This is a genomic window from Gemmobacter lanyuensis, from assembly GCF_014652355.1.
In the GTDB taxonomy this organism is placed as follows: Bacteria; Pseudomonadota; Alphaproteobacteria; order Rhodobacterales; family Rhodobacteraceae; genus Gemmobacter; species Gemmobacter lanyuensis.
This window is the reverse complement of sequence record NZ_BMYQ01000015.1, coordinates 54,463-73,729: the sequence shown is the minus strand read 5'-3', so window position 1 is coordinate 73,729 and position 19,267 is coordinate 54,463. Positions and strand designations below refer to the sequence as shown.

Sequence of the window (19,267 nt, the reverse complement as noted above, 5' to 3'; positions counted from 1 at the left end):
TCAGAACCTTTGTGGTGAGAAGGGGGTCAGGTCCAGCGCGGGGCGCTGTCCGGTCAGAAGATCGGCGACGATGCGGGCGGTGCCTGCGCTTTGCGTCAGGCCCAGATGGCCATGCCCAAAAGCATGGATCACGCGGGGCGTGGCGCGGGCAGGGCCGATGGCGGGCAGGCTGTCGGGCAGTGAGGGGCGGAAGCCCATCCATTGCACCCCGCCCGTCGGGCGCAGCCCCGGCAGGAAGGCCTGCGCTTTTTTCAGCATCGCCTCGGACCGCTTGTAGTTCGGCGCAAGCTCCAGCCCACCCAGCTCCACCGCGCCGCCGACGCGGATGCCGGTCGACAGGCGGCTGATGACAAAGCCGTGGCCGCCAAAGGTGATCTGCGTCCTCAGGTCGAAGGCATCGGCGGGCAGGGTGGTGTTGTAGCCGCGCTCGGTTTCCAGCGGGATCTTTTCACCGATGCTGCGCGCGATGCGATGCGAAAACGCCCCTGCCGCCAGCACGACTTGTGCAGCCGTCAGTCTGGCGCCGCCCTTGAGGCGCAGCGTCACCGCCGCCTCACCCGGTTCCAGCGACGCAACCTCGGCCGTGAGGATCTGGCCGCCTTGGGCGCGGAACCGATCCGCCAGCGCCAGGGTGTAGAGTTTGGGGTCGGCGATGGAATACCAGCCGGGCGTAAAGGTGCCATGTGTGAAGCGCGACGAAAGACCCGGTTGCAGATCGGCCATCTCGGCCGGGGTCATGTGGTGGAATTCGATCCCGTGATCGGTGCGCGCTTGCCAGCCGGGCAGCGAGGCCTTGAATTCGGCCGTGCCTTCATAGACCTGCAGGTTCCCGTCGCGGCGCAGCATGCCTTCGGTCCCGGTCAGGCGCAGGAAGGGTTCCAGCTCGGCCTTGGACAGATCCATGAGGCCGGTTTGCGCCACGGTGGACCGTGCCACCGCCGCGGGCGAACAGGCCCGCCAGAAGCGGAACATCCAGGGCGCGATCTTCAGCGCATAGGCGGGCGGCACCGTCAGCGGGCCCAGCGGATCGAGCAGCCACTTCGGCGCCTTCCGCAAAATCCCCGGCGAGGCGAGCGGCAGGATATCGGTAAAGGCAAAGGCCCCCGCGTTCCCCGCGCTGGCCCCCGCAGCCGGCCCTTCGCGGTCCACCACCGCCACGCGCAACCCCCGCGCCTGCACCGCCAGCGCCGCCGAAAGCCCGACCACGCCCGCGCCGATCACCAGCACATCGGCCGGTCCGTCCTGTTGTTGTGAAAGCTGCAAGATTCCCTCCGCACCGGCGGTATCATTTCCGCGCCAATATCCTCCGTCAAGTTCGGACTGGCAATCATTAAATACAAGACGTATACATGACGCACCCTTTGCCGCAGGTTCCGGCCCCGCCCCGGCCTGCGCTTTTGTCCCTCCACCAGCTGCAGGCCCGCCATGACCGATACCGTGACCCTTTCCCTTGCTGATCTGACGGCCCGGGTCGAAACGATTTTCCGCCGCGCCGGCATGAACGCCGCGCAGACCCGTGCGCTGACCTCGGTCATTGTCGCGGGCGAACGTGATGCTTGCAAATCGCACGGGATCTATCGCATCGAAGGTGCGCTTAGGACGGTAAAGGCGGGCAAGGTCAATCCGCTGGCCGAACCTGTGCTGGACGCGGGCGAAGGCACCGCCATCGTGCGGGTCGATGCCAAGGGCGGTTTCGCCAATCCGGCGTTCGAGCTGGGTCTGCCGGTGCTGGCGGCACGGGCGCGCGAGCTGGGTCTTGCCGCGCTGGTGATCAATGATTGCACGCATTTTTCGGCGCTTTGGCCCGAGGTGGAGGCCGTGACCGCCCAGGGCCTGTCGGCCATGGTCATGTGCCCCAGCTATGCCACCGTCGCCCCCACGGGTGGGAACAAGCCCCTTCTGGGCACCAACCCCTTCGCCTTCGGCTGGCCGCGCGCCGATGCGCCGCCTTATGTCTTTGACTTTGCCACCTCGGTCGCCGCACGGGGCGAGATCGAACTGCACCGCCGCGCGGGCAAGCCCCTGCCGGAAGGCTGGGCCATTGATGCCGATGGCAACCCCACGACCGACCCCGAGGCCGCGCTTGAGGGCGCCATGCTGCCTTTCGGCGGGCACAAGGGGGCGGCCATCGGCACCATGATCGAACTGCTGGCCGCCATCATGATCGGCGATCTGACCAGCCCCGAAGTGCTGGATTATCTCGGCACCACCACGCTTGCGCCCTTCCATGGCGAGCTGATTCTGGCCTTTGACCCCGCACGCTTTGCCGCCGGGCGCCCCGGCAATCCGCTGGCGCGGGCCGAAGTGCTGTTCGAGGCCATCGTGGGGCAGGGCGCGCGGCTGCCCTCGCAGCGGCGCTTTGCCGCGCGGAAGATTTCGGAAAGCCAGGGTGTTACACTGACTGCGGCCGAGATTGCCGGGTTGGACCGGCTGACGGCGCAGGGTCTGGACGCGGTGGCCTGAGCCGCCCGAGTAGCAGGCGGCGGGATCGCTCCTCCGGTTTCACCTGCCTGCCCCGGGGCCGTGCCTTCCCTGCGGCCCCGGACCCCGCGCTGCGCCTGTCCGTCCCATCGGGACGGCAGGCGCAGCTTACAATTCAATGTCCTGACGTTCGTCGCGCGACAGCATTTGCTGGATCTGATGCACGATCTGATCGGCGTGTGCCTTTGCCAATCGGTCCGACGTCGCAATGTCGCGCGCGGCGATGGCGGCGATCATCTCTTCATGTTCTGCGACCACGGCCGGGGGCGGGCTGTCATCGAAGGATTGATAGTACAGCCGCAACAACCGCCGCCCCTCATCCAGCAGCCGCACGAAAAGCCCGGTGTAATAGGGGTTGCGCCCGGCCTCTGCGATGGCGGCGTGAAAATTGCGGTTGGTGGCGATCATTCCCAGCGCATCACGCCGCGCCACGGCGGCGGCAAATTCGGCCTGATGGGCGCGAAAGATGTCCAGATCCTCGGGGCGGTGATATTGCGCGGCGAGCCGGGTCGTCACGCGATACATCAGCGTGATCGCCTCAAAGAACGTATGCAGATTGGCGAAATCGATGTTCGACACCATGGTCGACCGGTTGGGCAGCGTATCGATCAGGCCTTCCGTCGCCAGCCGGGCCAGCGCCTCGCGGATGGGGGTGCGCGACATGGCAAAGCGTTCCGCCAGGGCCACCTCGTCCAAAGGGCTGCCGGGGGGCAGCGCCAGATTGAGGATCTCATCCCGCAGCAGATCGTAAACCATCTTCACGCCGGAACCGCGCTTGCGTTCGGGAAGGGGCGGGGCAGGGGTATCGGTCATGGGGTCGGTCCTTTGCGTCCCCCCAAGGACTAAGGCCCGCCGCCCGCGCTGGCAACCATTCGCAGGATCACAGCCCCCCGCCTTGCCGGATCAGATGCCGCACCCAGCGGGCCGCGGCCCAGGTCGCGGGCAGCCCAAGGGGCAGCGACCAGACCAGCGCCGTGACCGGCGGCAGTGCGGGCAGACCGATCGCAACCCCGATCAGCCCCAGCAGAAAGAGATTGATCGCCACCGCCCCGGTGGCAAAGGGCCAAAGCAGCAGTCCCAGCCGCCAGAGCGAGGGGTCACGCCCCTCAGTGTGAGGTTCCGTCCTCGAAGGTGATCTTGTTCCAGACATTGTATTTCCCGGAGGGTTTCCGCATCGGCAGCCGCGTGATTTCGGTCAGGGTGGCGGTGTCATAGACGATGACCGCCCCGTCCTGTTCCCAGATCGACACCAGCGCGCGGCTGCCGTCGCGGGTGAATTCGGTATGGGCGACCGTCTTGCCCGGTGCGGGCGTCAGCACCTTGACCACCTCAAGCGTCTCTTTGTCGATCAGGTGCATCTGGCCCTTGTTCGGCCCGGTGAAGACATCGGCCCAGATATAGGGGTTGCCATCATGGCTTCGCAGGAAGAACCCGGGCCCCGAGGTTTCGATGACCTTGATCACCTGCCATTCCTGCATGTCGATGATGCTGATCCGGCCTTCCTCAAGATGCGGGACCGCCATCAGGCGCCGCCCGTCGCGAACCCAGCTGATTCCCGATCCCAGATGTGGCATGCCGGGCAGGGGCAGGGTCGCAATCTCGCGCCCGACATCAAGGTTCACGACCACCCCGGTCCCCGCGCCGCGGTTTGCGCCGATCAGGTTGCGATAGCCGGGGTCAAAGAAGAAATCATCCAGCGGCGCACTGACCGCAATCCGCCGCCGGGCGAAAAGGCCTTGTTCGGTGGCCAGCGCCTCTTCCATGCCGGCTTCGTGGCTATGGACGAAACCGTCATGAAAGGGGCCGCCGTCGGGGGTGGTGGCGATCTCCCAAATCTCGGGGACATCCTTCAGCGCCAGCAGGAAAGATCCCCGGTCTGGCGCCTGATAGACGGCCGAGACCCGGCTGGGTGTGCCATCGCGCCCCGCGACCGGCATGACACGGGCGACCGACAGGTCCGCCGCCGACAGGATGGTCAGCGTATTCGGCAGGTAATTGGCGACAGCCAGCCATTGCCCATCGGGGCTGAGCGCGATGTTGCGGCTGTTCAGCCCCGCGCGCACCCGGCCCACCTCATGCAGGGACCAGAGGTCGTATTTCTGTACCCAGCCATCGCGCGACATGATGAATACATAGCGCCCGTCGGGGGTGAACTTCGGCCCGCCATGCACGGCAAAGGGCGTGGAAAAACGGTCGAGCACGGCGAAACTGTCGCCATCCAGCACGCTGACATGATGGTCGCCGGTTTCCACGACCAGCGTCACATTCATCGGATCGGCGGTAAAGACGGGTTTCGTGGCCGGATGATACCCGGGGTCGGGCGCGCGGCTGGCGGTGATCTCGGCCACGCCCCAGACCGGAACTTCGGGCAGCGGGGCCGAGACATGCGCGGCAACCGCTGCAATCTCGGCGGCGGAGAGCGTGTCCTTGAAGGCGGGCATCTGCGTCATCGGCCGCCCCGCGGCGATCAGCGCGGTCAGCTTCTCGCCGGTCAGACGGCCGAGGCTTTCGGGCAGCAGCGCGGGCCCCGTGCCCCCAAGCCGCCCCGCACCGTGGCAGGCGGCGCATTGATCGGCATAGATCATCGCGCCATCGGGGGCGGCCTGCAGCGCGGTCCCGGCGAGAAGACCCAGCAGAGCGAGATTACAAAAACCGATGCGCGGGATCATGGCTCTTTCCCCGGAAGGGTGCGATTTCCAGACGCGCGGCATCTGCGGCCCCGATTTCGCGGTTGGTCAGGTAACAGGCCGGATCTTCGGCCCACGGATCGCCTGTCAGCTGCAGGGCGCGGATGCGCGTATTGCCCCCGCAAACGGCCTTGAAGGCGCAATCGCCGCAGCGCCCTTTCAGCGGGCGTGGGCGTTGCCGCAGGGTGGCGAGCATCGGGTCATCCCCGGTCCAGAGCGTGCTGAACGGCGTTTGCCGCACATTGCCCACGGTGTAATCCGACCAGTAGGTATCGGGGTGAACGCGGCCCTGCGGGTCGATATTGGCCACGCCAAGGCCGCTTGAATTGCCGCCCCAGGCCTCAAGATGCGCGCGCAGATGATCCACCCGGTCGGGTTCAAAATGCTTGGCGGCCCACCGGAGGAAATAGACGGCATCGGCATCATTGTTGCCGGTCACGATCTCCAGCGGCTGATCCTCGGCCACGGCGACCCAGGCCCGGTCGATCAGCTGATCCATCGCGCGGCGCGTGCGGGCGTGGGCCGCATCCTCGCCCCGGTGCTTGTCGCCCCGCCCGGCATAGACGAGATGGCTGAGATAGAACTTGTCCACCCCTTCTGCATCGCAAAGATCCAGCATTTCCGGCAGGAAACCGGCCGTGTCTTCGGTGATGGTGAAGCGCAGGCCCACCTTCACGCCCCGCGCCTTGCAGGCCCGCACCCCGGCCAGCGCCGCATCATAAGCCCCCGGCACGCCGCGGAACCAATCATTCATCGCGCCGGTGCCATCAAGCGAGATGCCCACATAATCAAACCCCAGATCGGCAATCCGGTCGGCATGTTCGGCCACGCGGGTGCCATTGGTCGAAAGCGCCAGATGCCGGAACCCCAGATCCCGCGCCCGCTCCGCCAGCGGGAAGAAGTCGAACCGGCTCAGCGGCTCCCCCCCCGACAGGATCAAACCGGGGATGCCGAAGGCATGCAGATCCTCCAGCACGGCCATGGCCTCGGGATGGGTCAGCTCACCGGGGAATTCGACATCGGCCGAGGTGGTATAGCAGTGGCGGCAGCGCAGATTGCAGCGCCGCGTCAGGTTCCAGATCACCACGGGTTTTACCGGACCGCCCGCACCCCGGCGCCGGGGCAGGGTGGGCGCGGTCAGCTCGCGCATGTATTGGGTCAGACGGAACATCCCTCAGCCCCCTTCGGCAAGGCGCATCCCGGTCTTTTTCAGGATGCGGGTGGAATAGAGAATGTCATGCCCCCGGCAGGCATCGCCCAGAAGCGCCGCAATCTCGGTGCGTTTCTGCTGCACTTCATCGCGAGAGGAGCCGTGGATCATGGCAAAAAGGTTATAAGGCCAGCCGGGCAGGGCGCGGGGTCTGCGGTAGCAGTGGCTGACAAAGGGCAGCGCACCGACCCTTTCGCCCAGCCGGTCGACCGCCTCATCGGCGACGTCCCAAACGCTCATGCCATTTGCGGTCATGCCAAGGGCGTAATGGTTGGGCGCGGCGGCGATGCGGCGGATGATCCCGGCCTCTTGCAAGCCGCGCAGGCGGGCGATCACCTCATCCTCGGACAGACCCAGCCAGCCCGCAATTTCGGCAAAGGGCGCGGGCGTCAGCGGCAGGCCGCTGGCGGTGGCGGCCAGAAGGCGGCGGTCTGTTGCATCCGGGATCATGCCTGCACCCTGAAGCCGATAAAGAACTCGCGTTCCTTGGGAAAGCAGAGAACGGGCAGACCCGTTTCCGCGGTGATTTGCGCGGCCAGTCGGCTGATATCCTTCGGGTCTTCGCAGGCCAGAACGAACCAGAGATTGAGCCGGTGCGCCCGTTCATAATTATGCGCCACCTGCGGATGGGCATTGACCAAAGTCACGACCTCATCAAATCGGGGACCGGGCACCTCCATCGCGCAGAGACAGAAGGCCCCGCCCATGGCGGCGGCATCCAGAAACGGGCCAAAGCGCGTGATGGCGCCGATTTCACGCAGATGCGCCAGACGGGCGATCAGGGCGGCTTCTGTCAGGCCCAGCCGGTCGGCCAGCGCGGCAAAGGGACGGGGCACCAACGGCAGGGGGTCCTGCAGGGCATTCAGCGCGGCGCGGTCGGTGGCATCGAGCGCCTCGGGGGGAAGGGGGGTGCGTCTCATGCGGCCTCCGCGATCAGGGCGCCCCGCTGCTTGAAACAGCGGGTGGAGAAAAGGATGCGTGGCGCGGCCCCGGCCAGTTCCGGCAGGCGGGCCGCGCGGTCCAGCACGGCCAGCGCCTCGGGGCGGGTGCGGGCGTGGATCATGCAGAAAAGCGGATGCTCCCACAGCCCCGGCACCGGCCGCCGTTCATAGCAAAGCGTCACCCCCGGCAGTGTGGCCAGCGCCCGGCCTGCATCAGGGATCTGGCCTTCGGGCAAGGCCCAGGCAACCATGGCATTGGCGGCATATCCCAGCGCGCGGTGCCGCACGATCAGACCTAACCGGGTGATGACCCCACCGGCAATCAATGCGGCGATGCGTTGATGCAGATGCCCCTCGGTCAGCCCGAGCCTTGCGGCAAGCGCAGCATAGGGCCGGGGCAGCAGGGGCAGACCGTCGCTCAGAGCCTGCAGGATGGCACGGTCGGCGCCCTGCAGGTGGGTTGTGGCCGCCCCCCTGTCGGCGGGCATCGCCGCGCGCGCACCGGTCAGACGAAAGCCGAGGTCGATATTGAAGGCCCGCACCAGCGGCAGGTTCAGCACCTTCAGGCCGGTGGCCTGCCCGATCCGCGACAGGCTGGCCGCAAGCGCCGGGGCATCCGGCGCAGTCGCCACAAACCACAGGTTCCAGAGGTCTTCGCGTTGATAGGAATGGTTCACGCCCCGCTCGGCGCCGACAAGGGTCGCCACCTCCTCCAGCTGCGCCTCTGGCACGGCAAGGGCCGCAAGGGTCGAGGCGCCCGCCGTATGCGGGCGCACCGTCGCCCCCACGCGGGCCAGGGCGCCGGTTTCCGTCAGGTGTTGCAGGCGGGCCAGCACTTTGGGCTCTGACAGGGAAAGCGCTGTGGCGACGCGGGCAAAGGGCCGCCCGGTCAGCGGGAAATCGCGCTGGAATTCATCCAGCAGCCGAAGGTCCAGTGCATCCATGATCACAACCCCGGCTGATGCGCGCGGGCGGTGAAGAAGATGCCCGAGGGGGCCGCCGCCGGAACCTCGGCAATCTTTTCGCGGCGGTGGGTATCATAGACCAGCACCTTGTCGTCATCGCGAGCGCTGATCCAGACCTCGGCCCCGCGGGGCGCGAATTCCATATGGAGGATCGCCTTGCCCGGTGTCAGCGTGGCGACGACCGCGTGGCTGCGGCTGTCGATCACCTGCACCACATCATTCAGCGGTGTGGCGAAATTCACCCAGACGAAGGGCGATGCCGGTTGCGCGATGATGAAGACCGGCTGGCCATGCACCGGGGTGCTGGCGGTTTGTGCCTGGTTCTGACGATCGACCCACAGCACTTCATGCCGGCCGACGGCGGGCAAGGCATATTGCCCCTCGGTAAAGGCCCAGCTTTGCAGGTGCGGCATCTTGTAGACCGGCATATCGGTGCCGGTCTTGCCGTAATCGGTCAGGAAATGGCGGGGCGGGGCGGTTTCATCCCAAAGGTCAAAGGCGGCAACACCCTTTTCGCCGAAAAGGCCCACCAGATAGGTATGGGCATCGTCGGTCAGCACGGCATCAAAGGGGTTGGCGCCCGCGATGCCCAGCGGGGTGATCTTGGGCGTCGGGGCCGAGAAATCGCCCAGAAACACCTCACCCGTCTCCCAGACGGCCCAGGCAAAGCGGCGGCCGGGCACATCGACCAGACCGACGGTCTTACCCTGCGTCGGAATATCGGCCACTGGGGCCAGGGTGTCAGCGTCAAACACCCGGATGCCCCCCGGTTCGTAATTCGACACGGCGACCAGGCGCCCGTCATCGGAAATCGCCCCGCCGATGGAATTGCCCGCCTGCACGACGCGCGCCGCGATGGAGCGGGTCAGCAGATCGACCTTGGTCAGCCCGCCATCGCGGCCAAAGACATAGGCAAACCGTTCGTCCGGGCTATAGGTCAGCGAGGCATGGGATAGATCGCCCAACCCCTCGATCCGCCCCAGTGCCGCATGGTCCGACCGGTCGATCAGCACAAGGCTGCCGGTCGCACGTTCGATCACCAGCCCCAGATCGCCCGTGGCCGTTGCGTCGGCAAAGGCCGGTGGCGCCAGGATCAGCGCAAGGCAAAGGGTAAGGGCTTTCATGGTGTGGGGTCCTTCAGATAGTCGGCAATCCAGCGCGCCTCGTCTTCGGTCAGCAGCGGGCGCCAGGGCGGCATCGCGGTGCCGGGGATACCGTCGAGGATGACCTCGGCCAGTACCTCGGGCGGGGTCTGGTTCAGCGCGGCGGGGGTGATGGGGCGGCCAAGGCCCCCGGTCAGGCGCAGCCCGTGGCAAGACCCGCAATCCTGCGTCACCATATGGCGCAGGGCGGCGGCACGGTCAGGGGCCACTTCTGCCAAAGCGGGCGCCGCCAGCAGCAGAAGGGGCAGCACCCTAAGCATGGGCCACCCGGTCTGGTGCGGCCTCTGCGCGGATCATCAGATCCAGATCGGCGGGGTAAAGCGTCACCACGCGGCCGATGATGAACAGGGCCGGAACTTCGGGCGGCAGGCAGGTGGCGTCCTGCCCAACGCCCCCCAGGGTCGAAAGCACGCGCCGTTCCGCGGCGGTGGTCGCCCCGGCGACGGCCAGCACCGGCAGATCGGCGGGCAGGCCGCGCGCAATCAGCCGCGCGGCAATATCGGCAATGGTGGCCACGCCCATATAGACGACCAGCGTCGTTTGCGGATCAGCCAACGATTGCCAATCGAGATCGAGCGCCAGATCGCGCGCGCGATGGCCGGTCACATAGCGCAGGCCGGTTGCTAGGCCCCGATGCGTCAGCGGCACCCCCGTCGCGGCGGCGGCGCCCTGCGCCGCAGTGATGCCCGGCACGACGCTGACCGGAATGCCCGCCGCACGGCAGGCTGCGGCCTCTTCCGATCCGCGGCCAAAGATGAAGGGATCGCCGCCCTTCAGGCGCACGACCTCGGCCCCCGATTGCGCGAGGCGCACCAGAAGGGCGTTGATGTCGTCCTGCGGAACCTTGTGATAACCCGGCAGCTTGCCCACGTCGATCCGGCGGGCGGTCGCGGGCACGAGTTCAAGGATTTCGGCGCTGACCAGTCGGTCAAAGACCACGACCTCGGCCCCCGCAATCAGCTGCGCGGCGCGGATCGTCAGCAGATCGGCGGCACCGGGGCCGGCACCGATCAGATGCACATGGCCGCTGCGGGAACTCTGGTCTTTCATCTTCTGGCTCGCTTGAAAACTGGCGGAAGGAACCGCCCCCGGACAGGCCGGGGGCGGCGAAGGCGTCAGTAGACGTCGTCGCGGGTGTTCAGGACGTTGAACTTGCCGGTCGGGGTGATCAGGCGCGGGTCCTTGATCACTTTCTTCAACTCCAGCGTCTTGTCATCGACCACGACGATGGCGCTTTCCGTCTCTTTCGAGTTCCAGACCGAGAACCAGACCTCGCTGCCGTCCTTGTTGAACTCGGGCTGCACCACGCGCGGTTGGCCATCCGCGATCCCGGCCCATTCCCCGATCGGCAGGGTCTTGAATTCGGGGTCTTTTTCGGTGTCGGCGGGCATTTTCGAAATGTCGAACACCGCCACACTGGCCGAGGTTTCGGCATCCGGGTTCAGCGGCGCATCAACATAAAGATGGTCCGAGGTCGGATGCGTCTTGATGAAGAGCGAGCCGCCGCCAAGTGCGAAGAACTTGTCCACGACCTTCCAGGCCTGATCGGGGTGCTTCTCGGGGTCGGTGCCGATCAGCGTGACCGTTTCATCCCCAAGGTGCGAGGTCGCCCAAACCGGGCCAAGCGTCGGGTGAGTAAAGTTCGCGCCCCGGCCCGGGTGCGGTGTCTGGCCGCCGGTTTCCACCAGTGCCGTCAGCTTGCCTTCCTTGGTATCCACCACGGCGATCTTGCCGCGCTGGTTTGCCGCCACCATGAAATAGCGGTGCGTGCTGTCCAGACCGCCGTCATGCAGGAATCGTTCGGCCTCGATCTCGGTGGTTTTCAGGTTCTTGAGATCGGAGTAATCCACCAGAAGGATTTTCCCGGTCTCTTTCACGTTGACGATGAATTCGGGCTTGTAGTGGCTGGCCAGGATCGAGGCCACGCGCGGTTCCGGGTGGTAGGTCTGTTCGTCATAGACATTGCCGCGGGTCGAGACGATCTTCAGCGGCTCCAGCGTGTCGCCATCCATGATGACATACTGGGGCGGCCAATAGGCACCGGCGATGGCGAACTTGTCCTCCCAGCCCTCGAATTTCGAGGTTTCGATCGAGCGGGCTTCCATGCCGATCTTGATCTGGGCGACGGTCGCGGGTTCCTTCATCCAGAGGTCGATCATATTGACCAGACCATCGCGGCCGATGACGAAAAGATAGCGCCCCGAGGCCGAGATGCGGCTGATATGCACCGCATAGCCCGTGTCGATCACCGATTTGATTTCATAGGTGCCGCCGTCGATCAGGGCGACCTGCCCGGCATCGCGCAGCGTGACCGACATCAGGTTGTCGATGTCGATATCGTTTTCCTTCTGCTTGGGCCGGTCCTCAGGCTTGATCAGCACCTTCCAGCTGTTCTTCATCTCGGGCATGCCCCATTCCGGCGGGGCCGAAGGTTCGAGCAGCAGGTATTTGGCCATCATCTCGACCTGCTTTTCATCCAGCTGCCCCGAGGTGCCCCAGTTCGGCATCCCGGCGGGCGAGCCATAGGTGATGAAATCGCGCAGATATTCGAACCCGTTTTCGCGGGTGATGTCGGTGGTCAGCGGCTTGCCGGTGGCCCCTTTGCGCAGCACGCCGTGGCAACCGGCGCAGCGTTCGAAATAGATGGTGTTCGCTTCCTGATATTCCTCGCCGGTCATCACCGGATCATCCGGTTTCATGCCGGGGATTTCGACCTTGAGCTGGCTGAGCGTCGTCATCGACGGTTCATAGGCGGCGGCGGGGCCATCGGCATGCGACTTGGGCTTTTCTTCGGCGGCCAGCGGCGCGGCGAGAATCGTGAGCGCCAGCGTGGCGCTGCCCAGAAGCATGGACCTGGCAGTTGAGGCTCGGGGGATCATGGAGGGGTCTCCGATAAGCTGGTGAGGCTGGAGACGACCTTGGGCGACAAGGCCCTTGCATTCCTTGACTTTTGTTAAGGTGAAAACCTGTGGATGAGATCAGGGTTTCCCGGACCCCAAACCCCAGCCGGACCGCCCCTTCCGATGCCCAGATTTTTGCCCCTGATCCTGATCGCGCTTGCGGTGTTTCTTGCCCGCCCGGTCGCGGCGGCCGAACGGACGGGGACGGATGTGACGGGGACCGAGGCCGCGGCGCTGCTGGGTGTGGCAGGCCCGGTGCAGGTCCGACGCGACGAGACGGGCGTCCCCGGCTGGGCCGTGGTGCAAGAGGGCCGCGTGATCGGGCAGATCGGCTCCAGCTGGGAAATCGCAGGGACGGTCGGCTATTCCGGGCGCCCGCTGGATGTGCTGGTGGCCTTGGATCTGCAGGCGCGGATCACCGGCGCCCGGCTGATCCGGCATGAAGAACCGGTGCTGACGCTGGGCCTCTCGGATGCCCAGATCAGCGCCTATGTCGCAGGTTTTCGCGGGTTGGACCTTGCCCATCCGGCGGCGGGTGAGGTGCCTGATATCCTCAGCCGCGCCACAGTCTCCAGCGGGGTGATCCGCGATGGCATCCTGCGGACCGCGCGCACCCTTGCCACCGCACGCGGGCTGCTGCAGGGCAGCGCGCTCGATCGGCACAGCTATGCCAAGGCGGGCTGGGCCGATCTGCTGGCGCAAGGGGCGGTCGCTGAAACGCGCCTGTCCCTGACCGAAGCCGCGGCTGCCCTGCCGGGGGCCAAGGTGCCACTTCCGCAGGGACAGGGCAATTTCCTGCACCTTTGGGCTGCGCTGATCGATCCGCCGACGATTGGCCAGAACCTGTTGGGTCAACAGGAATTTACCCGCGCCATCGGGGCGCTGGGGCCGGGGGATGCCGGGCTTTTGATCCTCTCTTCCGGGTTGCAATCGCATCGCGGGACGGACTGGCACCAGACCGGGATCTTTGACCGCCTGATGATCGTGCAGGGCGCGACGCGCTGGCAGCCCACCGCCGACCGATACCGCATCATCCGTAGCCTCGCGCTGCCCGAAGCCCCGGCGATGAAGGAGATCAGCTTTTTCGCCCTGCCCGCCGCGATTGACCCGACGCGACCCTTCCGCATCGAGGTGACTGCCCGCCGCGAAACCGCTACCCGGCCGGTGCAGGTGACCATCGCGCTGCCCTATGCGCTGCCCTCCGCCTTCCGCCCCGCCGCGCCCGAGGCGCTGCCGCTCTGGCAGACGATCTGGCAGGCCAAGCGGGTGCAGGCAGGGGTGGTGGTCGCCATTCTGGCGGTGTTGACGGTGATCCTGTTCGCGCAAGACTGGATCGTGCGCCGCCCTTTGCTGTGGCGGCGCGGGCGGCTGGCTTTTCTGACGGTCAGTTTCCTCGGCCTTGGCCTTGGGCTGAACGGGCAGCTTTCCGTCGTGCAGGTGGTGGCCTTTGTCCATTCGCTGCTGACCGGCTTCCGCTGGGAAACCTTCCTGATTGATCCGGTGATCTTCCTGCTTTGGTGCTTTGTCGCGCTGGGGCTGCTGTTCTGGGGGCGCGGGGTCTATTGCGGCTGGCTTTGCCCCTTCGGGGCGTTGCAAGAACTGACCAATGCGGCCGCGCAACGGCTGGGACTGCGGCAAATCGCCGTGCCCGCGGCCTTGCACGAACGGCTTTGGGTCATCAAATACACGCTCTTCGTGGCGGTGCTGGGCCTGTCCTTCCAGTCGATGCACAAGGCCCTGCTGCTGGCCGAGGTTGAACCCTTCAAGACGGCCATCAGCCTGCGGTTCCTGCGCGCCTGGCCCTTCCTGGCCTTTGTCGGCGCCATCCTGATCGCCGGGCTGTTCATCGAGCGGTTTTATTGCCGCTACCTTTGCCCGCTGGGGGCGGGGCTGGCGATTCCCGCCAAGCTCAAGGTTTTTGACTGGCTGAAACGGCGGCCCCAATGCGGCCGTGAGTGTCGGCTTTGTGAAACGAAATGCACCGTGGGCGCCATCGACCCGCTGGGACGCATCAATGCCAATGAATGTGTGCTGTGTCTGCGCTGTCAGGTGGTGATGCAGGACGCCACGCAATGCCCGATCCTGAAACGCCGTGCCCGCAGCACGGAAGGAGCCTGAAATGTCTGCCCTGAAACGCCTGTTTTCCGAAGGGTTCCGCGTGTTCTTTCTTGCGGCGGGGCTGTTTGCCGTTCTGGGAATGACGATCTGGTCCGGCTGGCTGGGCTGGCAATTCGCGGGCGGGGGCGGGGCGCTCCCCCTCGGCCCTGCGCCGCAGCTGTGGCACGCGCATGAGATGATCTTCGGCTATGGCGCGGCAGCCTTGGGCGGATTTTTCCTGACGGCCGTGCCGAACTGGACCGGCGCGCGCGCGGCGCCGCATCTCTTTATCACCGGGGTGGCGCTGATCTGGCTGGCCGGGCGGATCGCCATGGCGGCGGCGGGGGTCTTGCCGCCGCTTCTGGTGGCGGTGCTGGATCTGGCCTTCGTGCCGGTGCTGGCCGCCAAGATCCTGACGCAGCTTCTGCACCGCCCGAAACCGCAACAGATGGTGTTCCTACTGACGCTCACGCTGTTCTGGGCGGCGGATCTGGCCTGCCATTTGGAGTGGTTGGGCCTTGCCGAGACCGGCTGGGCGGGGCTGCGCGCGGGGCTGGCGGTGCTGGCCGCCATGATCATCATTCTGGGCGGGCGCGTGACGCCCGGCTTTACCCGCAATGCCATGGTGCAATCGGGGCGCGAATCGCGTCTGCCGTGGAACCCGCCCGCCCTGGCGCTGCTGGCCGGTGGGGCCGCGGTGGCGGTGTCGGTGGCGCTGCTTGCGGGCCTGCCCGATTGGGTTGCCGGGGGGCTGGCGGTGCTGGCGGGGGTGGTCGGGCTGATCCGGCTGGCCTTCTGGCGCGGCGGATGGACGGCAGGCAAGCCGATCCTTTGGGCGCTGCATCTCGGCTATGGCCTGACGGCGCTTGGGCTTGCATTGACGGGACTTGCCTGGGCGGGCGTCGGGTCAGAGCTTGCAGGCCTGCATCTGCTGGGCATCGGTGGGGCCGGGGGCATGACGCTGGCCATCATGTCGCGCGCGACGCTGGGGCATACCGGGCGGGCGCTGGTGGCCCCACGCCCGGTGGTGGTGGCCTATGGTCTGATCCCGCTGGCGGCGGCGCTGCGGGTTCTGGGCGCTGTTCTGCCCGACCTGCATGATGTGACCGTGCTGCTGGCGGGCGGGATCTGGGTGCTGGCCTTCGGGCTTTATCTTCTCGCGCTTTGGCCGGTGTTTCTGGCCCCGCGTCTGGCGCGGGGGGGTGCAGCATGATCGCCCGGCGGCAAATGATGCTGCTGGCCGCGGCCGCACTGGCCACTCCCGGCCGGGCGGCCACCGTGCTGGATTGGCAGGGGCGGGGGCTTGGCGGGGCGCTGTCGCTGCGGCTGGTGGGGGCAGACCCGGCACAAGGCCCGCGCCTTTTCCGCCGGGTCGAGGCCGAGGTGGAGCGGATCGAAAGCCTGTTTTCCCTGCACCGTGATTCCGCCCTGACGCGACTGAATCGCGACGGCCGCCTTGCCCACCCCACGCCCGAGATGTTCCAGGTTCTGGCCCTTGCCGGTGCCGTGCATCAGGCCACCGGCGGGCTGTTCGACCCGACGGTGCAGCCCCTTTGGCGCGCCTTGGCGGAAGGGGATGATCCCGCCCCCGCCCGCGCACGGATCGGCTGGGACCGGGTAGAGATCGGACCCGAAGAGGTCCGGCTTGGCCCCGGCATGGCGCTGACACTGAATGGTATCGTTCAGGGCTGGGCGGCGGATCGCATCGCAGCCCTGGTCCGCGCCGCGGGCTTTCAGGATGTGCTGATCGACATGGGCGAAATCGCAGCCCTGGGCCGCCGCCCCGATGGCCGCGCCTGGCAGGCGGGAATCGCTACCCCCGGCGGCGAACAGATCGGCACGGCGGCGCTCTCCGACCGCGCCCTGGCCACCAGCGCCCCCTTTGGCAGCCCGCTGGGTGGGGCAGGGGGTCCTCATATCCTTGGGCCAAAAGGCGAGGCGCCGCGGTGGGAGACCGTGTCCATCTCCGCCCCGCAGGCGGCAGTGGCCGATGCGCTCTCGACCGCGTGCTGCCTGCTGCCCCGCGACGGGATCGACCGCGCCGTTTCGGCCTTCCACGGCGCGCGACTGGAACTGGCCCGGCCTTTTGACAGAACATTCCTGCCAAATTGACTTTTGTTAAGGATCGGCCCCGCCCGACAGGGCAGGGATAAAGGGCCATAAACCGCTCAGGGAAGGATCCGCGCCATGCGCGAAGTAATGACCAAGAGCATGGCCCGCAACATCTTTTACGGCGGGTCTTTGTTCTTCATCCTCATCTTCGTGGGGCTGACGTTGCAGTCGCATCGCTACATCGTCACCACCTCGACCAATACCGCCACGCTGACCGACAGCGTCGCCGCGGGCAAACACCTGTGGGAAAAACATTCCTGCGTGAACTGCCATTCGATCCTGGGCGAGGGCGCCTATTTCGCCCCCGAACTGGGCAATGTGATGACCCGCTGGGGCGTGCAAGACGACCCCGCCGCCGCCTTTGACGCCTTCAAAGGCTGGATGGAGGCCCAGCCCACCGGCATCGAGGGCCGCCGCCAGATGCCGCAATTCAACCTGACTGACGAAGAGCTGCACCAGCTGACCGACTTCCTGATGTGGACCAACACGATCCGCGCGCAGGACTGGCCCCCGAATGACGCGGGCTGAGGAGAACCATCATGAAATACCAATCGCAAAAGATTGCGCTGGCCTATTTCGCCGTCGCCCTTGCGCTGTTCGCGGTGCAGGTGACGCTGGGGCTGGTGCTGGGCTGGATCTATGTCAGCCCCAACTTCCTGTCCGAGGTTCTGCCCTTCAACATCGGGCGGATGCTGCATACCAACAGCCTGATCGTCTGGCTGCTATTGGGCTTTTTCGGCGCGGCCTATTACCTGGTGCCCGAAGAATCCGAGCGTGAGATCCATTCCCCCAAACTGGCCCTTTTGCAGCTGGCGATCTTCGTCATCGGCACGGCCGGGGTGGTGGTGACCTATCTGTTCAACCTCTTTGACGGCAATTTCCTGATGGGGAATGGCGGGCGCGAATTTCTGGAGCAGCCGCTCTGGGTCAAGGTCGGCATCGTCGTGGCCGCGCTCATCTTCCTTTACAACATCAGCATGACGGTGCTGGCGGGCAAGAAGACCGCGATCACCAATATCCTGCTGCTGGGGCTTTGGGGGCTGGCGCTGCTGTTCCTCTTTGCCTTCTACAACCCGTCGAACCTCGGGCTCGACAAGATGTACTGGTGGTATGTCGTCCACCTCTGGGTCGAAGGGACCTGGGAACTGGTGATGGCCTCGATCCTCGCCTTCCTCATGCTCAAGCTGACGGGGGTTGACCGCGAGGTGATCGAGAAATGGCTTTATGTCATCGTCGCCACCGCGCTCTTCTCGGGCATTCTGGGCACGGGGCACCATTACTACTGGATCGGGACGCCCGGGTACTGGCAATGGATCGGTTCGATCTTCTCCAGCCTCGAAGTCGTGCCCTTCTTCGGGATGATGGCCTTCGCCTTCGTCATGGTCTGGAAAGGCCGCCGCGATCACCCGAACAAGGCCGCCCTGTTGTGGAGCCTGGGCTGCGCGACGCTTGCCTTCTTCGGCGCCGGGGTCTGGGGTTTCCTGCACACGCTGCATGGGGTGAACTACTATACCCACGGCACGCAGATCACCGCAGCCCACGGCCACCTTGCCTTCTATGGCGCCTATGTCTGCCTCAACCTTGCGATCATCAGCTATGCCATGCCGCATCTGCGGGGGCGTGACCCCTACAACCAGGTGCTGAACATGGCGGCCTTCTGGCTGATGTCGGCGGGCGTGGTCTTCATGACCTTCACACTGACCTTTGCGGGAACGGTGCAAACCCACCTGCAGCGCGTGAACGGCGAGGCTTATATGGATGTGCAGGATCAGCTCTGGCTCTTCTACGCGATGCGCTTTGGCTCGGGCGTGGCGGTGGTGCTGGGGGCGGTGCTGTTCATCTACGCGATGGCCTTCCCGCGCCGTGAAGTGATCGAACCCGGCTACAACCAGCCTGCGGAGTGATGACCATGGATGGAAACCTGCCGAGGGGGGCCGACGCCCCCTTCTACCTCCCCCAGGGCGATGAATGCGAGGTCTTCGCCGCCGCCGCCGCCCATGATCTGCCGGTGCTGCTGAAGGGGCCGACGGGCTGCGGCAAGACCCGCTTCGTCGCCCATATGGCGGCGCGTCTGGGGCGGCCACTTTACACCGTCGCCTGCCATGATGACCTTTCCGCCGCCGATCTGATCGGGCGCTACCTGTTGAAGGGGGGCGAAACCGTCTGGGTCGATGGCCCCCTGACGCGCGCGGTGCGCGAAGGTGCGATCTGCTATCTGGATGAAGTGGTCGAGGCCCGCAAGGACGTGACCGTGGTGCTGCACCCGCTGACCGATGACCGCCGCATCCTGCCCATCGACCGCACCGGGGAAGAGCTTGAGGCCGCGCCCGGCTTTCTGCTGGTGGCCAGCTACAACCCCGGTTACCAGAACATCCTGAAAACGCTGAAACCTTCCACCCGGCAGCGGTTTGTCAGTCTCGAATTCGGCTTTCCGCGGGCCGAACATGAAATTCCGGTCGTGGCGCGCGAAAGCGGGCTGGCCGAAGATCGCGTGGCGCCGCTGGTGCGTCTGGCAGGCAAGCTGCGCGCGATGAAAGGGCAGGATCTGGAAGAGGGCATCTCCACGCGCCTCGTGGTCTATGCCGCCACCTTGATTGCCGGGGGAATGGGCGTCGAGCGGGCCATCCGCACCGCCATGATCGAACCCCTGACCGATGACCCGGATGTGAAGGCCGGGCTCCGCGATCTTGTGACAGCCGTTTTCGGGTGAG

General features: G+C 66.0%; 19 protein-coding genes. 7 read left to right on the top strand and 12 right to left on the bottom strand.

Annotation, left to right across the window (positions count from 1 at the left end; all coding sequences use genetic code 11):
• Window positions 1-1,263 carry an NAD(P)/FAD-dependent oxidoreductase gene (locus IE101_RS17390; RefSeq protein ID WP_189635118.1) on the bottom strand — a complete coding sequence of 421 codons (1,263 nt, stop codon included), beginning with the start codon at window positions 1,261-1,263 and terminating at the stop codon, window positions 1-3.
• A gap of 162 nt (window positions 1,264-1,425) precedes the next feature.
• Between IE101_RS17390 and IE101_RS17385 the strand changes: the two genes are divergently transcribed.
• A complete protein-coding gene (locus IE101_RS17385; RefSeq protein WP_189635117.1) occupies window positions 1,426-2,463 on the top strand; it encodes an Ldh family oxidoreductase in 1,038 nt (345 codons plus the stop codon).
• 126 nt (window positions 2,464-2,589) lie between these two features.
• Here IE101_RS17385 and IE101_RS17380 read toward each other — a convergent pair whose 3' ends face one another.
• The 11 genes from IE101_RS17380 to IE101_RS17330 all read right to left on the bottom strand — a co-directional run bounded on the left by IE101_RS17380 (window position 2,590) and on the right by IE101_RS17330 (window position 12,326).
• Window positions 2,590-3,294, bottom strand: a complete 705-nt coding sequence (locus tag IE101_RS17380) for a GntR family transcriptional regulator (protein WP_189635116.1) — start codon at window positions 3,292-3,294, stop codon at window positions 2,590-2,592.
• Window positions 3,295-3,361: 67 nt separating this feature from the next.
• The gene (locus IE101_RS17375; RefSeq protein WP_189635115.1) at window positions 3,362-3,631 is read right to left on the bottom strand and encodes a hypothetical protein; all 270 of its coding nucleotides are present in this window, start codon (window positions 3,629-3,631) and stop codon (window positions 3,362-3,364) included.
• Window positions 3,588-5,150: a nitrite reductase gene (locus IE101_RS17370; RefSeq protein ID WP_189635114.1), complete on the bottom strand. Its 1,563-nt coding sequence runs from the start codon at window positions 5,148-5,150 to the stop codon at window positions 3,588-3,590. Before IE101_RS17370 ends, IE101_RS17375 begins: the two co-directional genes overlap by 44 nt.
• Window positions 5,125-6,339, bottom strand: coding sequence for a heme d1 biosynthesis radical SAM protein NirJ (gene nirJ, locus IE101_RS17365; protein WP_189635113.1), 1,215 nt, complete (start codon window positions 6,337-6,339; stop codon window positions 5,125-5,127). The genes IE101_RS17370 and nirJ overlap by 26 nt, the downstream gene beginning before the upstream one ends.
• Window positions 6,340-6,342: 3 nt before the next feature.
• On the bottom strand, window positions 6,343-6,828 hold the full coding sequence (gene ahbB, locus IE101_RS17360) for a siroheme decarboxylase subunit beta (RefSeq protein WP_189635112.1): 486 nt from the start codon (window positions 6,826-6,828) through the stop codon (window positions 6,343-6,345).
• Window positions 6,825-7,298, bottom strand: a complete 474-nt coding sequence (locus tag IE101_RS17355; protein ID WP_189635111.1) for an AsnC family transcriptional regulator — start codon at window positions 7,296-7,298, stop codon at window positions 6,825-6,827. Before IE101_RS17355 ends, ahbB (IE101_RS17360) begins: the two co-directional genes overlap by 4 nt.
• Window positions 7,295-8,263, bottom strand: coding sequence for a siroheme decarboxylase subunit beta (ahbB, locus tag IE101_RS17350; protein ID WP_189635110.1), 969 nt, complete (start codon window positions 8,261-8,263; stop codon window positions 7,295-7,297). Before ahbB (IE101_RS17350) ends, IE101_RS17355 begins: the two co-directional genes overlap by 4 nt.
• Before the next feature lie 2 nt (window positions 8,264-8,265).
• Entirely contained in the window at window positions 8,266-9,408 is a 1,143-nt protein-coding gene (locus IE101_RS17345; protein WP_189635109.1) for a cytochrome D1 domain-containing protein, read from the bottom strand.
• Window positions 9,405-9,707, bottom strand: coding sequence for a c-type cytochrome (locus IE101_RS17340; RefSeq protein WP_189635108.1), 303 nt, complete (start codon window positions 9,705-9,707; stop codon window positions 9,405-9,407). The genes IE101_RS17345 and IE101_RS17340 overlap by 4 nt, the downstream gene beginning before the upstream one ends.
• On the bottom strand, window positions 9,700-10,497 hold the full coding sequence (cobA, locus tag IE101_RS17335) for a uroporphyrinogen-III C-methyltransferase (protein ID WP_189635107.1): 798 nt from the start codon (window positions 10,495-10,497) through the stop codon (window positions 9,700-9,702). Before cobA ends, IE101_RS17340 begins: the two co-directional genes overlap by 8 nt.
• A 65-nt stretch (window positions 10,498-10,562) precedes the next feature.
• Complete coding sequence (locus IE101_RS17330) at window positions 10,563-12,326, bottom strand: cytochrome D1 domain-containing protein (RefSeq protein ID WP_189635106.1); 1,764 nt, start codon at window positions 12,324-12,326, stop codon at window positions 10,563-10,565.
• A 144-nt stretch (window positions 12,327-12,470) separates the two neighbouring features.
• Here IE101_RS17330 and IE101_RS17325 point away from each other — a divergent pair, with 144 nt between their 5' ends.
• From IE101_RS17325 to IE101_RS17300, 6 genes are all read left to right on the top strand, one after another.
• On the top strand, window positions 12,471-14,465 hold the full coding sequence (locus IE101_RS17325; protein ID WP_189635105.1) for a NosR/NirI family protein: 1,995 nt from the start codon (window positions 12,471-12,473) through the stop codon (window positions 14,463-14,465).
• A gap of 1 nt (window position 14,466) precedes the next feature.
• Window positions 14,467-15,657, top strand: a complete 1,191-nt coding sequence (locus IE101_RS17320) for an NnrS family protein (protein ID WP_189635104.1) — start codon at window positions 14,467-14,469, stop codon at window positions 15,655-15,657.
• Complete coding sequence (locus IE101_RS17315; RefSeq protein WP_229804281.1) at window positions 15,654-16,556, top strand: FAD:protein FMN transferase; 903 nt, start codon at window positions 15,654-15,656, stop codon at window positions 16,554-16,556. The genes IE101_RS17320 and IE101_RS17315 overlap by 4 nt, the downstream gene beginning before the upstream one ends.
• Before the next feature lie 75 nt (window positions 16,557-16,631).
• Window positions 16,632-17,084, top strand: a complete 453-nt coding sequence (locus IE101_RS17310; protein ID WP_189635103.1) for a c-type cytochrome — start codon at window positions 16,632-16,634, stop codon at window positions 17,082-17,084.
• An 11-nt stretch (window positions 17,085-17,095) separates the two neighbouring features.
• On the top strand, window positions 17,096-18,460 hold the full coding sequence (locus IE101_RS17305; protein ID WP_189635102.1) for a cbb3-type cytochrome c oxidase subunit I: 1,365 nt from the start codon (window positions 17,096-17,098) through the stop codon (window positions 18,458-18,460).
• Window positions 18,461-18,465: 5 nt separating this feature from the next.
• A complete protein-coding gene (locus IE101_RS17300) occupies window positions 18,466-19,266 on the top strand; it encodes a CbbQ/NirQ/NorQ/GpvN family protein (RefSeq protein ID WP_189635101.1) in 801 nt (266 codons plus the stop codon).
• Window position 19,267 lies beyond the last annotated feature (1 nt).

What these genes read in the sequence shown, in the direction of transcription:
- IE101_RS17310 (WP_189635103.1), top strand. Translation starts at nt 16,632, where the DNA reads ATGCGCGAAGTAATGACCAAGAGCATGGCCCGCAACATCTTTTACGGC.
- IE101_RS17345 (WP_189635109.1), bottom strand. Translation starts at nt 9,408, where the DNA reads ATGAAAGCCCTTACCCTTTGCCTTGCGCTGATCCTGGCGCCACCGGCC.
- IE101_RS17370 (WP_189635114.1), bottom strand. Translation starts at nt 5,150, where the DNA reads ATGATCCCGCGCATCGGTTTTTGTAATCTCGCTCTGCTGGGTCTTCTC.
- IE101_RS17330 (WP_189635106.1), bottom strand. Translation starts at nt 12,326, where the DNA reads ATGATCCCCCGAGCCTCAACTGCCAGGTCCATGCTTCTGGGCAGCGCC.
- IE101_RS17325 (WP_189635105.1), top strand. Translation starts at nt 12,471, where the DNA reads ATGCCCAGATTTTTGCCCCTGATCCTGATCGCGCTTGCGGTGTTTCTT.
- IE101_RS17300 (WP_189635101.1), top strand. Translation starts at nt 18,466, where the DNA reads ATGGATGGAAACCTGCCGAGGGGGGCCGACGCCCCCTTCTACCTCCCC.
- IE101_RS17375 (WP_189635115.1), bottom strand. Translation starts at nt 3,631, where the DNA reads ATGTCTGGAACAAGATCACCTTCGAGGACGGAACCTCACACTGAGGGG.
- cobA (WP_189635107.1), bottom strand. Translation starts at nt 10,497, where the DNA reads ATGAAAGACCAGAGTTCCCGCAGCGGCCATGTGCATCTGATCGGTGCC.
- IE101_RS17385 (WP_189635117.1), top strand. Translation starts at nt 1,426, where the DNA reads ATGACCGATACCGTGACCCTTTCCCTTGCTGATCTGACGGCCCGGGTC.
- ahbB (WP_189635112.1), bottom strand. Translation starts at nt 6,828, where the DNA reads ATGATCCCGGATGCAACAGACCGCCGCCTTCTGGCCGCCACCGCCAGC.
- IE101_RS17355 (WP_189635111.1), bottom strand. Translation starts at nt 7,298, where the DNA reads ATGAGACGCACCCCCCTTCCCCCCGAGGCGCTCGATGCCACCGACCGC.
- IE101_RS17380 (WP_189635116.1), bottom strand. Translation starts at nt 3,294, where the DNA reads ATGACCGATACCCCTGCCCCGCCCCTTCCCGAACGCAAGCGCGGTTCC.
- IE101_RS17315 (WP_229804281.1), top strand. Translation starts at nt 15,654, where the DNA reads ATGATCGCCCGGCGGCAAATGATGCTGCTGGCCGCGGCCGCACTGGCC.
- IE101_RS17340 (WP_189635108.1), bottom strand. Translation starts at nt 9,707, where the DNA reads ATGCTTAGGGTGCTGCCCCTTCTGCTGCTGGCGGCGCCCGCTTTGGCA.
- ahbB (WP_189635110.1), bottom strand. Translation starts at nt 8,263, where the DNA reads ATGGATGCACTGGACCTTCGGCTGCTGGATGAATTCCAGCGCGATTTC.
- nirJ (WP_189635113.1), bottom strand. Translation starts at nt 6,339, where the DNA reads ATGTTCCGTCTGACCCAATACATGCGCGAGCTGACCGCGCCCACCCTG.
- IE101_RS17320 (WP_189635104.1), top strand. Translation starts at nt 14,467, where the DNA reads ATGTCTGCCCTGAAACGCCTGTTTTCCGAAGGGTTCCGCGTGTTCTTT.
- IE101_RS17305 (WP_189635102.1), top strand. Translation starts at nt 17,096, where the DNA reads ATGAAATACCAATCGCAAAAGATTGCGCTGGCCTATTTCGCCGTCGCC.